Source organism: Aliidongia dinghuensis (assembly GCF_014643535.1).
Classification (GTDB): Bacteria; Pseudomonadota; Alphaproteobacteria; order ATCC43930; family CGMCC-115725; genus Aliidongia; species Aliidongia dinghuensis.
The window spans coordinates 1-14105 of the sequence record NZ_BMJQ01000018.1; the positions used below are offsets into that span (position 1 = coordinate 1).

Here is a 14105-nt window from a genome sequence, read left to right on the forward strand (position 1 = left end):
CCGCCGGCGGCACGGCGGGCGCGGCCGTCGCCGCCGGGGTCAGGATGGGTGACGGCGCGCCGGGCCCGCTGGCGTTCACCGCGAAGACCTGGAAGTCGTAGACCGTATTCGGCGAGAGCCCTACGACCGTCAGGACGGTGGCCGTGACCGTGCTGGACGCGATGCTCCAGGCGGCACCGGCCTGGCCGTTCACACGATATTGCACCGAATAACGCGCCGGCGGACCGCCGCCGACCGGCGGCGGCCAGACGAGCCGCACCTCGCTGTCGGTCGGCGCCGAGCCCGGTGCCAGGCCGAGGGCCGTGATCGCGCCCGGCACTGCCGGCACGGCGGGCGGGGGCGCGGCGCGGGGCGGCGGATTGCCGGCCTGGTCCTCCTGATGGCTCTGCAGCTTCGAGCCCACGGTCGCGGCCCCGGTGATGCCGAGCAGCACGAGCGTGCCGTTGCTGATGTCGATGAGGTCGCCCGACAGCGCCATGACATAGATGCCGCTGGCGCCGACCACGAAGGTCCAGAGGATGATCTGCAGCTGGGACAGGCTCGCGACGCCGCTCTTCGTCGAGATGAGCTTCAGGACGATGTCGTTGCCGGGCACTTGGCGCCAGCTACCGAATTTGTAGAGCACGGCCCAGGCGAGCCCGATGCCGAGGCCGGCTACCAGGAACGAGAAGAGCCCGCTGGTGACGCCGATCGGCTGGATGACGTCCAGCGACTTCCAATCCGCCGCCGGGGCCGCCGCCGGGGCCGCCGTCGACGTGGCGACGACGCGCAAGTCGGCGAGCGGCACCATCCCGAAGCCGACATAGTCCTCCTCATGCCCGCCGGCCGCGATCCGGTTCCACCATTCGAGCGGCGCGTTCGGCAGTTGGGGCACGCGGGCGGCGTAGGTGATCGAGCCCTGGCCGGTGCTGACGATGCGCAGCGGCAGCGAGCTCGGCATCCAGGCATTGTCGTCCTTGGCGCCGTGCCAGCGGAAGCAGGTGACGATACTCATCGGCGGGATCGGCCCGCCGTTTCCATCCGTGATCGTGAAAGTGATCTCGCCGCCGCGCGGCTGCCAGACGGCACCGTGGCTCGAGAGGCTGGTGCCCTGGCCCTGCGCGCCATCGCCGACATTCGCCTGGTTCACGGCGAGCCTGAACTTCTGATTGCCCCCCGGCGGGGCGTCCGGAACCTTGGAATGGCAGAACGGCTCGTCGCCAAGCGCCGGCGGAGCGACCCAGCAGAGGAGAGCCGCGACGAGCGCCAGCAAGCCCCAGAGCTGTATATGTCTTGGCCGCCCTTGTCCTGCCCGAACCGCCATCATCCGCCTCCCCCGTGCAGAAGATTTACGACCGTCAGTCGAGCGGAACGGCAGCACCGCCGCTCATCGGCGTGTCGCGCCTCTTATCTTTCTACCGCAAGACAAGCGGAAATCCCGGAGTTTTGCAAGACAAGCGGCGGGTTTGGCGGCCGCACACCATCGACGGCCGCGTTCAACCCCCGGTTTTTCGGCAGGAAAACGTGACGACGCTACCGCCCGAGCGTCGCCATGAGCTCGGTCCATTCCCGCTTGCCGAGGCCGGACTCCTCCTGGGTCACGGTCTCGCCGGCGAGCAGGCGGCGCACGACGTCGAGCCCCTTGGCCGAGAGATGAGCGCCGCCCATGCGGTATTGCCGGAACGCCTCGGCCGTGGCCGGGCACCAGCGGTCGAGCACGCCCAGCATGGCGTCCGCATAGACGCGGATCTCGTACTGGGCATGCGGGTCGGCGCGCAGGCTGAGGAAATGCATGAAATTGTGCAGATCCGTCTTCCAGTACCATTGCGTATAGAAATTGAGCGACAGGTTCATGCGCGCGAGCTCGCGGGCGAGGCCGCTACGGGCGGGATCGACCACCTGACCCGCCTCGTCCTCGTTCAAGAGCTCGGTGTAATGGCCGTAGGCGCGTTCCGCATCGTCGCGCAGCAGATCCATGACCCGCTTCGCCTCATCGCCCTCGAGCACCGTGCCCCGGCCCTGCCGGTTGGCCGACGACTGGGCGGCGAGCTGGGCCGGCGCCGGGATATAGAACTCGTTGTCGAGGATCGAATAGCGCGCCGAGATCTCGTTCACGTTCGCCGTGCGATGACGGATCCATTGCCGGGCGACAAAGATCGGCAGCTTCACATGGAACTTGATCTCGCACATCTCGAACGGCGTCGAATGGCGATGGCGCATCAGGTACTGGATGAGGCCCTTGTCCTCGCTCACCTTCTTGGTGCCGCGGCCGTAGGAGACGCGCGCCGCCTGCACCACCGCGGCGTCGTCGCCCATATAGTCGATGACGCGCACGAAGCCGTGGTCGAGCACCGGCAGCGCCTCGTAAAGGATCTCCTCGAGCGCCGGCACGGTCGCGCGCCTGGTCGGCGTCGATACCTGGCGGAGGGCCGCGATCTCGGTCTGCTGGTCTTGGTTCAACGGCATGGGTCATGAGCCTCGGCACAGGGGGAAACCCCTCATTACCACTACATCTAGTGTGCGTCCAGTCGACGAGACCGCATATGTACGGTATCGTTGGGAAGCATTGCCGTCCGCCGCCGCACCCTTTAGAAACGGGAAAATTCCCGTCTAGGACCTGACCCCGATGAGCGACAGCTTCGAGAAAGAGGCGGCCTTGGCCGCCGCGAGCATCCTGCTCGAAACCAATTCCGTCCATTTCCGTCCGGACGAGCCGTTCACCTTCACCTCCGGCCGCAAAAGCCCGGTCTATATCGACTGCCGGCGGCTGATCTCGTTCCCGCGGGCGCGCGCGAAGCTGATGGACCTCGGCACCGAGATGATCCTGCGCCGGGTCGGCTACGAATCGCTCGACGCCATCGCCGGCGGCGAGACGGCCGGCATCCCGTTCGCCGCCTGGATTGCCGAGCGCCTGTCGCTCCCCATGCTCTACATCCGCAAGAAGCCCAAGGGCTTCGGCCGGATGGCCCAGATCGAGGGCGAGATGAAGGAGGGCGCGCGCGTGCTCCTGGTCGAGGACCTGGCGAGCGAGGGCACCTCCAAGATCAATTTCGTGAACGCGATCCGCGCCGCCGGCGGCCAGATCGGCCATACGTTCGTCGTGTTCCACTATGGCATTTTCCCGTCGAGCGTCGAAAGCCTGAACGCCGAAGGCGTCCAGCTGCATGGGCTCACGACCTGGCATGACGTGCTGGCGCTGGCCCACGAGCGCGGCAGCTTCACGCCGGCGCAATATCAGGCGATCAAGTCCTTCCTCGACGATCCGGAGGCCTGGAAGGCACCGGAATAGGCCCATGGCGTCCCCGATCCCCGACGTCGACGTCGCGGTGATCGGCGCCGGCGCCGCCGGCCTTGCCGCCGCCCGCCGGGTGCAGGAGCTTGGCCACTCGACCCTGGTGCTGGAGGCGCGCGGCCGGGCCGGCGGCCGCGCCTGGACGGTCGAACCGCATCCGGGCCTGCCGGTCGACCTCGGCTGCGGCTGGTTGCATTCGGCCGACCGCAACCCCTGGACCGAGATCGCACGAACCACCGGCTTCGCCGTCGAGGAGCGCCTGCCGGCCTGGGGTGGCCGGCTCGCGGCGGCCGGGATGGACGCCGCGGCCCAGCAGTCCTGGACCCTGAGCCGCGAGCGCTTCTACGACCAGCTCGCGGCGGTGGTCCCGCCCGACGGACCAGCATCCGCGCTGCTCGAGCCGGGCGATCGCTGGAACGCCATGCTGGACGCGATCGGCACCTGGGTCAGCGGCGCCGAGCTCGACCAGGTCTCCCGCCTCGATCTCAAGCGCTATGCCGACAGCGGCATCAATTGGCGCGTCGCCGAGGGCTATGGCCGCCTGATCGTCCGTCACGGCGACGGGCTCCCGGTCCGGCTCGCCTGCCCGGTCCGGCAGGTTGACTGGCGCGGGACGGCAATCGCCGTCGAGACGGACGCGGGCAAAGTGACGGCACAGGCCGTGATCGTCACCGTGCCGACCAACCTCCTCGCCCTGGGCGCGCTCCGCTTCACGCCGGACCTGCCGGCAGCGAAGCTCAATGCGGCCGCAGGCCTGCCGCTCGGCGCCGACGAGAAACTCTATTTCCGCATCACCGGCGACATCGCCGGCGTGGGGCCGGAGACCTATCGCCTGGGCTCGCCCGACCGCACGCGCACTGCCGGCTATCTCGTGAAGCCGCTCGGCCGGCCGCTGGTCGAGGCCTATGTCGGCGGCAACCTGGCGCGCGAGCTTGCGGCCGCCGGGCCTGACGCCTTCGCGGCCTTCGCGCTCGATGAATTGGCAGGGCTCTTCGGCAGCGACATCCGCAAGCGCCTGGTGCCGCTCGCCGCCTCGGCCTGGACGCGCGATCCCTGGTCGCTGGGCGCCTATTCCTATGCGAAGCCCGGGCATGCGGACGATCGCGCCATCCTGGCGGCGCCGGTCGACGACCGGCTGTTCTTCGCCGGCGAAGCGACCTCGGCCGACAGTTTCTCGACGGCGCACGGTGCCTACTTGAGTGGCCGGCGCAGTGCGGAGGAAGCGGCGGCCGCCCTCAGCCGCCGACCGTCGCGGACTGGCTGATCTCGCTCAGCCGCTCGTGCATGACGATACGGTCGAGCGCCTCCGGGCGCAGCGCCACGAACGGTTTGATGCGCGCTTCGAGCACGCGCAGCGTCTCGCGGAAGGCCTGGACGCGCTCGGCCTCGTTCCCCTCGACCTGTGCGGGGTCGGGCAGGTTCCAATGGGCGATCATCGGATTGCCGGGGAAATGCGGCAGCGCTTCGGGACCGATGCTGTCGCAGAGCACGAAGACGAAATCGAGCGCCGGCGCGTCGGGCCCGGTGAAGAGGTCCCAGCTCTTGGAGCGCAGTGAGCCGGTCGCAAGATCGAGCTTGCCCAAGAGCTCCATCGTGATCGGATCGACCTCGCCGCGCGGGCTCGAGCCGGCGCTGAACACCTGGAAGCGCTCGCGGCCCCAATGGGTCAGCAAAGCCTCGGCCATGATGCTGCGCGCGGAATTCGCAGAACAGACGAACAGAACCTGCCAGATACGCTCGGTCATCGGTCGTCCCCCCGGGCCTCAATGTTCAATCATGCCACGGGGCGGGACCATAGGGCGCGCGATAAAAATCAGTCAATCAAGTTTAGATCGAAGTCGAACTGACCCCAAATCGACATGAATTTGTCAACAAACAGTTGAATCTATACTTGCCGCGGACAGGCGGCCTTCCTCGACCGCGTGGCAGGCGACGAGCGTGCCGCCGCTCGCCAAGAGCGAGGGCCGCTCGGCCTTGCAGCGCTCGTTCGCAAACGGGCAGCGCGGGTGGAACGCGCAGCCGGAGGGCGGATCGATCGGGTTCGGCACCTCGCCGCGGACCGGCTGCCGCTCGCGCCCGGTCATGGCCAGGTCCGGCACGGTATCCAGCAGTAAGCGCGTATAGGGATGGCGCGGCTGGCTGAACAGCGCCGCCTTGGTGCCGATCTCGACCAGGCGGCCCAGGTACATGACGCCGATCTTGTCGGAGACGTGATAGATCACCGCCAGATTGTGCGAGATGAACAGGTATGTGAGGCCCAGCCGCCGCTGCAGGTCCTTCATCAGGTTGAGGATCTGCGCCTGGACCGAGACATCGAGCGCCGAGGTCGGCTCGTCCAGCACCAGGAATTCCGGCTCGGACGCGAGTGCCCGCGCGATCGAGATGCGCTGGCGCTGGCCGCCCGAGAAGGCGTGCGGGTACTTGTCGCCGTCGGCCGGCGTCAGGCTGACCTGGCGCAGAAGCTCGTCGACCCGGGCGCGGATCGCCGCTTCGCCCTGGACGAGCTTATGGGTGCGGATCGGCTCGGCGATGATGTCCTTGACCCGCCAGCGCGGATTGAGGCTGGCGTAGGGGTCCTGGAACACCATCTGCACCCGGCGGCGCATCGGCGCTTGGGCGGCACGGCTCTTCAGCGAGGCAATGTCGACGCCGTCGATCTCGATGCCGCCAGAGGAGGGTTCGTAGAGTCCCACGACCAGGCGTGCGACCGTCGACTTGCCGCAGCCGCTCTCGCCGACGAGCGCAAAGGTCTCACTGCGCCGGATCTCGAAACTGACGCCATCGACGGCCTTTAGAGTCTTGGGGCCCGTACCGCTCAGCACGCGGGCGAGCCAGGGGGCGGAGACGTCGAACAGGCGGCGGACGTCGTTGAGGCGCAGCACGGTCTCAGCCATGGGCGGCCTCCCCCTCAACGGTTTCCCGGACATGGAGCCAGCAGGCGGCCTCCGTCTCGCCGGCCGCGAGCAGTTCCGGCCGCTCGGCGCGGCAGCGGTCCATCACCTTGGGGCAGCGCGGATTGAAGGCGCAGCCCTTCGGGATGGCGCCCAGGCGCGGCATGGCGCCGTCGATCTGTGGCAGGCGGTCATGCGCCTCGCCGATGGACGGGATCGAGCCCATCAGCCCGACCGTGTAGGGATGTTGCGGATGCTTCACCACCTGACGCACCGGCCCGATCTCGGCGACGCGGCCGGCATACATGACCGCGACCCGGTCGGCAGTCTCGGCAATGACGCCCATGTCGTGGGTCACCAGCATCACAGCGGTGCCGTGGTCGCGGCACAGCCGTTTCAGGAGGGAAATGATCTGCGCCTGGGTCGAGACGTCGAGCGCCGTCGTCGGCTCGTCGGCGACGATGAGGCGCGGATTGGCGGCGAGCGCCAGCGCGATGACAACACGCTGGCGCATGCCGCCGGAGAACTGATGCGGATAGGCGTCGTAGCGTTCGGCCGCAGCCGGGATGCCGACCTCCTGCAGGAGCTCGATCGCCCGCGTCTTCGCCGCCTTTTCCGAGAGGGCCACGTGGGTGCGGATCGTCTCGACCAGCTGCCGGCCGATCGTATAGAGCGGGTTGAGGCTGGTCAGCGGGTCCTGGAAGATGGCGCCGATCTGCTTGCCGCGCACCCGGCGCATCGGCTCCGGCGCCAGATTGTCGATGCGTGTGCCGTCGAGCCAGATCTCGCCGCCGGCGAGCCTGAGCGGCGGCTCCAGGAGCCCGATGATCGCGGCCGCGGTGATCGACTTGCCGGCGCCGGATTCGCCGACCACGCCCAGCACCTCGCCCTCGCCGATCGTGAAGCTGACGTCGTCGACCGCGGTCAGCACGCCGCGCCGGGTCGGCAGCTCGACCCGGACGTGCTTCAGTTCGAGCAGCGGCTTCATCGGAGCTTCGGATTGAGCGCGTCGCGCACCCAATCGCCCAGAAGGTTGACCGACAGCACCAGGGCAGCGAGCGTCACGGCTGGAAACAACGTGATCCACCATTCGCCGGAGAAGAGATAGCCGTTGCCGACGCGGATGAGCGTGCCGAGCGAAGGTTCGGTCGGCGGCACGCCGACGCCGAGGAACGAGAGCGTCGCCTCGGTGATAATGGCGGCGGCGAAATAGATCGTCGCCACGACCAGGACCGGCGTCAGCACGTTCGGCAGCACATGGGACAGCATGATGCGGATCGGGTGCACGCCGATGACGCGCGCCGCCTGAACATATTCCTTGTTGCGCTCGACCATGGTCGAGCCGCGCACGAGGCGCGCAAACTGGACCCAGCCGGACAGCCCGATCGAGCCCACGAGCACGAACATGGCGATGCGGTCCTGCTCGTCGTGCGGCAGTGTGCTGCGCACGATGCCGTCGATCAGGAGCGCCACCAGGATCGACGGAAACGACAGCTGCACGTCGGCGATGCGCATGATGACGGCGTCGACGACACCGCCGCGCCAGCCGGCGACGAGGCCCGCCGAGACGCCGAGCAGCACGGCCAGCAGCGTCGAGAACAGGCCGACGCCCAGCGAGATGCGCGCGCCGAACAGGATGGCCGACAGCACGTCGCGCCCCTGCTCGTCAGTGCCCAACGGGAAGTCCGGATTGCCGCCGTCGGCCCAGGCGGGCGGGTCGAACGCGTCGAGCAGGCTCACGGTCGAAAGGTCGAACGGGTTGTGCGGCGCCACCCACGGCGCGAACACTGCGCCCAGGATGAGGGCCAGCGTCACGATCGCCGAGACGACCGCGACGGGCGAGTTGCGGAAATTATAGGTGAGGTCGGCGTCCCACAGGCGCCGGGCGAAGCGCATCCGTGCCTCAGCGGGCATGGCCGCCTCCGCCACGCTGCAGCCGGAGCCGGGGGTCGACCACATAGTAGAGCAGATCGACCACCAGGCTGATGACGACGAAGAAGAATGCGACCAGCACCAGATAGGCCGACATGACCGGGATATCGGAGTAGCTCACGGCCTGGATGAACATCAGCCCCATGCCCGGCCATTGGAACACGGTCTCGGTGATGACCGCGAAGGCGATAATGGAGCCGACCTGCACGCCGGTGATGGTGATGACCGGCACCAGCGTGTTCTTGAGCGCATGGCCGAAATGGATGGCCCGCGGCGTCAGGCCCCGGGCGCGCGCGAACTTGATGTAGTCGGTGCGCAGCACCTCCAGCATCTCGGCGCGCACCAGCCGGATGATGAGCGTCATCGGATAGAGCGCCAGCGTGATCGCCGGCATCAGGATCGAGCGCCAGCCGTCGAGGCTGAAGAGCCCGCTCGACCACCAGCCGAACTGCACGGTCGGCCCGCGCCCGTAGGACGGCAGCCAGCGCAGCCAGACCGAGAAGACGAGGATCAAGAGAATGCCGATCAGAAAGGTCGGCAGCGACACGCCGACGAGCGAGCCCGCCAAGAGGAAGCGCGACGTGAGGGCACGCGGCTTGAGGCCGGTGAAGACGCCCAAGGCCACGCCGGCCACGAGCGCGATCAAGCCGGCAGCGAAGGAAAGCTCGAGCGTCGCCGGCATCTTCTCCAGGATGATCTGGTTGACCGGACGCGCCAGCTGGTAGCTGAGCCCGAACTCACCCTGGACCGTCCGGCCGACGAAGCGGCCGAACTGCACGAGGATCGAGTCGTTGAGCCCCAGGCTCTGCCGGAGCGCGTCGCGCTCGGCCTGGGTCGCGTCCTGGCTCACCATCGCGTTGATCGGATCGCCGACGTAGCGGAACAGCGAGAAGGCGATGAGCGCCACCGCGAGCATGACCGCGAGCGATTGCAGCAGCCGGCGCAGCAGGAAGACGATCATGCGCCGGCTACTTCACGGTGACGAAACGCAGCGGGAAGAAGTTGTCGGCGAGCTGCACCGTGTCGACATTGCTGCGCGCGGCCCAGACCACGACCTGCTGATGCAGCGGGATATAGAGATACTGGCTCCTGATGATGCCGAACGCGTCGGAGATGAGCGCCTGGCGCTTCTTCGGGTCGGTCTCGACCTGGATCTGCTTGATGTCGGCGTCGATCTGCGGGTTCGAGATGCCGCCGTCGTTGTTGTCGCCAATGCCGGCGCCCGGCGTCCGTGTGCCGACGAGCGAGAGCAGCATGTTGTGGGCATCGTACGTGTTGGGCGTCCAGCCCAGCATGTAGAAGCTCGATGCGTAATTGGGCGCGCCGATCTTGCCGAAGAACTTGAGGCGCGTCTGGGCGAGCAGATCGACCTTGATGCCGACCTTGGCCAGCATGGCGGCAACCGCCTGGCAGATCGCCTCGTCATTGACGTAGCGGTCGTTCGGGCAGTCCATGCCGGTCTCGAACCCGTCGGGATAGCCCGCTTCGGCCAGGAGCTTCTTCGAGCGGGCCGGGTCATAAGCCGGCCGTTCGTTCAAGGCCGGGTCGAAGCCGTTGATGCCCGGCGCCACCATTTCGGCCGTGGCCTGGGCTTGGCCGCGCATGACCTTGGCCACGATCGCGTTCTCGTCGATCGTGCGATAGAACGCCTCGCGCACGCGCACGTCCTTGAACGGGTTCTTGCCCTTGACGTTGCTCTCCGGCAGCTGGTCATGCATCTGATCCATGCCGAGGAAGATCGTCCGAAGCTCCGGCGACTTCAGGATCTTGGTGCCGGGTGTGGTCGCGATCCGGTCGACATCCTGCGGCGGCACGGTATAGACGAAGTCGATCTCGCCCGAGAGCAATGCCGCGACCCGCGTCGCGGGGTTGGCGATGCGCGTGAAGACCGCCTCGGTCACATTGCCGACCGGCTTGTCCCACCAGTTCGGGTTCGCGACCAGCACCGTGCGCACGTCCGGCACGCGCTCCTTCAGCATGAAGGGGCCGGTGCCCATGGCGTTGCGCGTCGCGTAGTTTTCTTCCGTCACCTTGCCGAGGTCGGCCGGGATGGTTGCGTTGTTCTTCTCGCACCATGCCTTCGACATGATGCCCCAGTTCGTCAGTTCATTGGGCAGGATCGGGTCCGGCCCCTTGGTGTGGAATTCGATCGTGTAGTCGTCGATCTTCACCAGGTCCGCCACGGTCACGACGTAGCTGTTGAGCTGCGAGGTCGGCTCCTTGACCCGCTTGAACGAGAACAGCACGTCATCGGCGGTGAACGGCGTGCCGTCCGAGAACTTGACGCCCTGGCGCAGCTTGAAGCGCCACACGTCGGGCGCCGTCTGCGTCCATTCGGTCGCAAGCGACGGCTCGATCTTGAGATCCTTGTCGCGGCGGACCAGCGGCTCGTAGATGTTCTGCATGAACGACAGCAGAAAGGTTTCCTGGCGCGCGTAGGGGTCCATCGAATTGACGTCGCCGTCGTTCGCCCAGCGCAACGTCGCCGCCGACGCCGGCCGGGCGGTCAGGCCCGAGACGCCGGCCGCCGACGCGATCACCCCGATCGCACAGAACATCGCGGAAACGAAACGACGCCCCCGGCCATGCTTCAGTTGACCATGCTTCAGTCGCATCTTGCCTCTTCCCAACCCGGTGCCGCCGCCCCGAAGGACGGCGGCGATGAACGGAACGTCGACGGCCGCGAGCGCGGCTACTTCACCGTGACGAAGCGCAGCGGGAAGTAATTGTCGGCCATCTGGACGACGTTGACGTTGCTGCGCGCGGCCCAGACCACGACTTGCTGATGCAGCGGGATGTAGAGGAACTGGTTCTTGATGATGCCGAGCGCGTCGGAGATGAGCGCCTGGCGCTTCTTCGGATCGGTCTCGACCTGGATCTGCTTGATGTCGCCGTCGATCTGGGCGTTCGAGATGCCGCCGTCGTTGTTGTCGCCGAGGCCGGCGGCGGGCGTGCGGGTCGCGACCAGCGACGCCAGCATGTTGTGCGTGTCGTAGGTCGAGGGCGTCCAGCCCAGCATGTAGAAATCGGACGCGTAGTTGGGCGAGCCGATCTTGCCGAAGAACTTGAGGCGCGTCTGGGCCAGCAGGTTCACCTTGATGCCGACCTTGGCCAGCATGGTGACGACGGCCTGGCAGATCGCCTCGTCATTGACGTAACGGTCGTTCGGGCAGTCCATGCCGGTTTCGAACCCGTCGGGATAGCCCGCGTCGGCCAGGAGCTTCTTCGACTTCTCCGGATCGTATGGCACCCGCTCGTTCAGCGCCGTGTCGAAGCCGTTGATGCCCGGCCCGACCATCAGCGCCGTTTCCTGGGCCTGGCCGCGCATGACCTTGGCCACGATCGTCTTCTCGTCGATCGCACGGTAGAACGCCTCGCGCACCCGCGCGTCCTTGAACGGGTTCTTGCCCTTGACGCTGCTTTCGAGGAGCTCGTCGCGCGACTGGTCGAAGCCCAGGAAGATCGTCCGGAGCTCCGGCGTCTTCAGGATCTTGGTGCCGGGCGTGGTCGCGATGCGGTCGACGTCCTGCGGCGGCACGGTATAGACGAAGTCGATCTCGCCCGAGAGCAGTGCTGCCACCCGCGTCGCCGGGTTGGCGATGCGCGTGAAGACCGCCTCGGTCACGTTGCCGACTGGCTTGTCCCACCAGTTCGGGTTCGCCACCAGCACCGTGCGCACGTCCGGCACGCGCTCCTTCAGCATGAAGGGGCCGGTGCCCATCGCGTTGCGCGTCGCGTAATTCTCTTCCGTCACCTTGCCGAGGTCGGCCGGGATGGTCGCGTTGTTCTTCTCGCACCATGCCTTCGACATGATGCCCCAGTTCGTCAGTTCCTGCGGCAGGATCGGGTCCGGCCCCTTGGTGTGGAACTCGACCGTGTAATCGTCGACCTTCACCAGGTCCGCCACGGTCACGAAATAGCTGTTCATGTTCGAGCTGGGCTGCCGCGCCCGGTGGTACGACATGATGACGTCGTCGGCAGTGAACGGCGTGCCGTCCGAGAACTTGACGCCCTGGCGCAGCTTGAAGCGCCAGACATCGGGCGCCGTCTGCGTCCATTCGGTCGCAAGCGACGGCTCGATCTTGAGATCCTTGTCGCGGCGGACCAGCGGCTCGTAAATGTTCTGCAGAAATGTGAGCAGGAAGGTCTCGTTCCGCGAATAGGGGTCCATCGAATTGACGTCGCCGTCGTTCGCCCAGCGCAACGTCGCCGCCGACGCCGGAGCAGCCAACGGCAACGCCAGCCCGGCGAGGATCAACCCCGCCGCCAGGCGACTGAATATCCTTCGCATCTTCTCTTCCCCTCGATCGTCGAAGCCCCCGCGAGACCGGCCGTCGCCGATTCACACGTCCTGTCGGGCTCCGCGCTTCGTGGCGGCGCGGCAACCCGTATGGCAGCAAGATTGCGCTATGGCGACGCGCGCAAGTCAATTGTTTTGAGGGGAGTATCCTACGATCTTTTATGTCGCAGCCGCCTACTGGCCGCGCAACACCCAACCTAGGGGCGTTGCGCTTTCGAGAACTCTCGCCGGGCGCCATCCGGCCCGGACGGAATGGAAAGGTGAGTTGCGGCCAAAGGCCTTGCAGGACAGCGCGCTATCCTTAAATCTCGGCATGCGCGCCCCGCATGGCCTGTTGCGACGGGTGCGACAAGCCGTCCCGACCCTTCGCATCGCCGGGCGGCGCATGATCAGTGTCCGTGTTTGGCCGTGATCCAGATCAAGCGGCCGAGTACGATTTTGTCGTTTGATGATCCCGTGACGCCGATAAGATCGCGGATCATCTCCTGGGACGTTGCCGATGGATTACGAGCTGTTCTTCGCCGACCGGATTGCTGCGCTCAAGGCAGAGGGGCGCTATCGGGAGTTTGCCGAGCTGGAGCGCAAGGCCGGGGCCTTCCCGCGCGCCTGGCATCACGGCACCGGCAAAGAGGTCACGGTCTGGTGCTCGAACGATTATCTCGGCATGGGCCAGCATCCGAAGGTGCTGGCGGCGATGCACGAGGTGCTCGACCGGGTCGGCGCCGGGGCGGGCGGCACGCGCAATATCTCCGGCAACAGCCACGAGCACATCCTCTTGGAGCGCGAGCTTGCCGACCTGCATGGCAAGGAGGCAGCACTCATCTTCGCGACCGGCTATGTCGCGAACGAGGCGTCGCTCGCGACCATCGCGAAGCTCCTGCCCGACTGCGTCGTCTTCTCCGATGCCCTGAACCATGCCTCGATGATCGAGGGCATCCGCTATTCCGGTGCGGAGAAGCGCATCTTCCGCCACAACGACCCGGCCGACCTCGACCGGCTGATGTCGGAATATGACCACGACCGCGCGAAGCTGGTCGCCTTCGAGAGCGTCTATTCCATGGATGCCGACGTCGGCCGCATCGCCGAGCTGTGCGACGTCGCGGACAAGCACGGCGCGATGACCTATCTCGACGAGGTCCATGCCGTCGGCATGTATGGCCCGCGCGGCGCCGGCATCGCCGAGCGCGACGGCGTCATGCACCGCCTGACCGTGATCCAGGGCACGCTCGGCAAGGCGTTCGGCTGCCACGGCGGCTATATCGCGGGCTCGGCCGCCATGGTCGATTTCGTGCGCTCGTACGCCGCCGGCTTCATCTTCACCACCTCGATGACGCCGGTCACCGCCGCCGGTGCGCGCACCTCGATCCGCCACCTGAAGGAAAGCCAGGCCGAGCGCGAGGGCCAGCAGCGGGTCGTCGCCGAGGTAAAGCGCCGCCTCGCCGCCGCCGGCCTGCCGGTCATGCCGAGCGAGACCCATATCGTGCCGGTCATGGTCGGCGACGCGCGGCTCGTCAAGCGCGCGTCCGACGAGCTGCTCGCTCGCCACGCCGTCTATATCCAGCCGATCAACTACCCGACCGTGCCGCGCGGTACCGAGCGCCTGCGCATCACGCCGACCCCGCTCCACACCGAGGCCGACATCGATCATCTCGTCCATGCCATGACCGACGTCTGGCAGCGTCTCATGATCCAACGCGCCGCCTGACCGACC

At 67.1% G+C, this 14105-nt stretch carries 12 protein-coding genes; 3 read left to right on the plus strand and 9 right to left on the minus strand.

Annotated features, from left to right (window positions below):
* A partial coding sequence (locus IEY58_RS34485; RefSeq protein ID WP_229743985.1) for a fibronectin type III domain-containing protein occupies positions 1-1252 on the minus strand: 1252 nt, incomplete at its 3' end.
* Between the two features lie 260 nt (positions 1253-1512).
* On the minus strand, positions 1513-2445 hold the full coding sequence (gene thyX, locus IEY58_RS27485; protein ID WP_189051369.1) for an FAD-dependent thymidylate synthase: 933 nt from the start codon (positions 2443-2445) through the stop codon (positions 1513-1515).
* A gap of 160 nt (positions 2446-2605) precedes the next feature.
* Here thyX and IEY58_RS27490 point away from each other — a divergent pair, with 160 nt between their 5' ends.
* Positions 2606-3268, plus strand: a complete 663-nt coding sequence (locus tag IEY58_RS27490) for an orotate phosphoribosyltransferase (RefSeq protein ID WP_189051370.1) — start codon at positions 2606-2608, stop codon at positions 3266-3268.
* 4 nt (positions 3269-3272) lie between these two features.
* On the plus strand, positions 3273-4535 hold the full coding sequence (locus IEY58_RS27495; RefSeq protein ID WP_189051371.1) for a flavin monoamine oxidase family protein: 1263 nt from the start codon (positions 3273-3275) through the stop codon (positions 4533-4535).
* On the opposite strand, the gene IEY58_RS27500 is transcribed toward IEY58_RS27495, so the two are convergent.
* From IEY58_RS27500 to IEY58_RS27530, 7 genes are all read right to left on the minus strand, one after another.
* On the minus strand, positions 4507-5016 hold the full coding sequence (locus IEY58_RS27500) for an arsenate reductase ArsC (protein WP_189051372.1): 510 nt from the start codon (positions 5014-5016) through the stop codon (positions 4507-4509). The two genes, IEY58_RS27495 and IEY58_RS27500, sit on opposite strands and share 29 nt — an antisense overlap.
* Before the next feature lie 123 nt (positions 5017-5139).
* Positions 5140-6165: an ABC transporter ATP-binding protein gene (locus IEY58_RS27505; protein ID WP_189051373.1), complete on the minus strand. Its 1026-nt coding sequence runs from the start codon at positions 6163-6165 to the stop codon at positions 5140-5142.
* The gene (locus tag IEY58_RS27510) at positions 6158-7150 is read right to left on the minus strand and encodes an ABC transporter ATP-binding protein (protein WP_189051374.1); all 993 of its coding nucleotides are present in this window, start codon (positions 7148-7150) and stop codon (positions 6158-6160) included. The genes IEY58_RS27505 and IEY58_RS27510 overlap by 8 nt, the downstream gene beginning before the upstream one ends.
* On the minus strand, positions 7147-8076 hold the full coding sequence (locus tag IEY58_RS27515; RefSeq protein ID WP_229743986.1) for an ABC transporter permease: 930 nt from the start codon (positions 8074-8076) through the stop codon (positions 7147-7149). Before IEY58_RS27515 ends, IEY58_RS27510 begins: the two co-directional genes overlap by 4 nt.
* Positions 8066-9055, minus strand: a complete 990-nt coding sequence (locus tag IEY58_RS27520) for an ABC transporter permease (RefSeq protein WP_189051375.1) — start codon at positions 9053-9055, stop codon at positions 8066-8068. The genes IEY58_RS27515 and IEY58_RS27520 overlap by 11 nt, the downstream gene beginning before the upstream one ends.
* A 7-nt stretch (positions 9056-9062) precedes the next feature.
* Positions 9063-10709 carry an ABC transporter substrate-binding protein gene (locus tag IEY58_RS27525; RefSeq protein WP_229743987.1) on the minus strand — a complete coding sequence of 549 codons (1647 nt, stop codon included), beginning with the start codon at positions 10707-10709 and terminating at the stop codon, positions 9063-9065.
* 77 nt (positions 10710-10786) lie between these two features.
* Positions 10787-12385, minus strand: coding sequence for an ABC transporter substrate-binding protein (locus IEY58_RS27530; RefSeq protein WP_189051376.1), 1599 nt, complete (start codon positions 12383-12385; stop codon positions 10787-10789).
* 508 nt (positions 12386-12893) lie between these two features.
* Between IEY58_RS27530 and hemA the strand changes: the two genes are divergently transcribed.
* Positions 12894-14099, plus strand: a complete 1206-nt coding sequence (hemA, locus tag IEY58_RS27535) for a 5-aminolevulinate synthase (RefSeq protein ID WP_189051377.1) — start codon at positions 12894-12896, stop codon at positions 14097-14099.
* Positions 14100-14105: the final 6 nt, after the last annotated feature.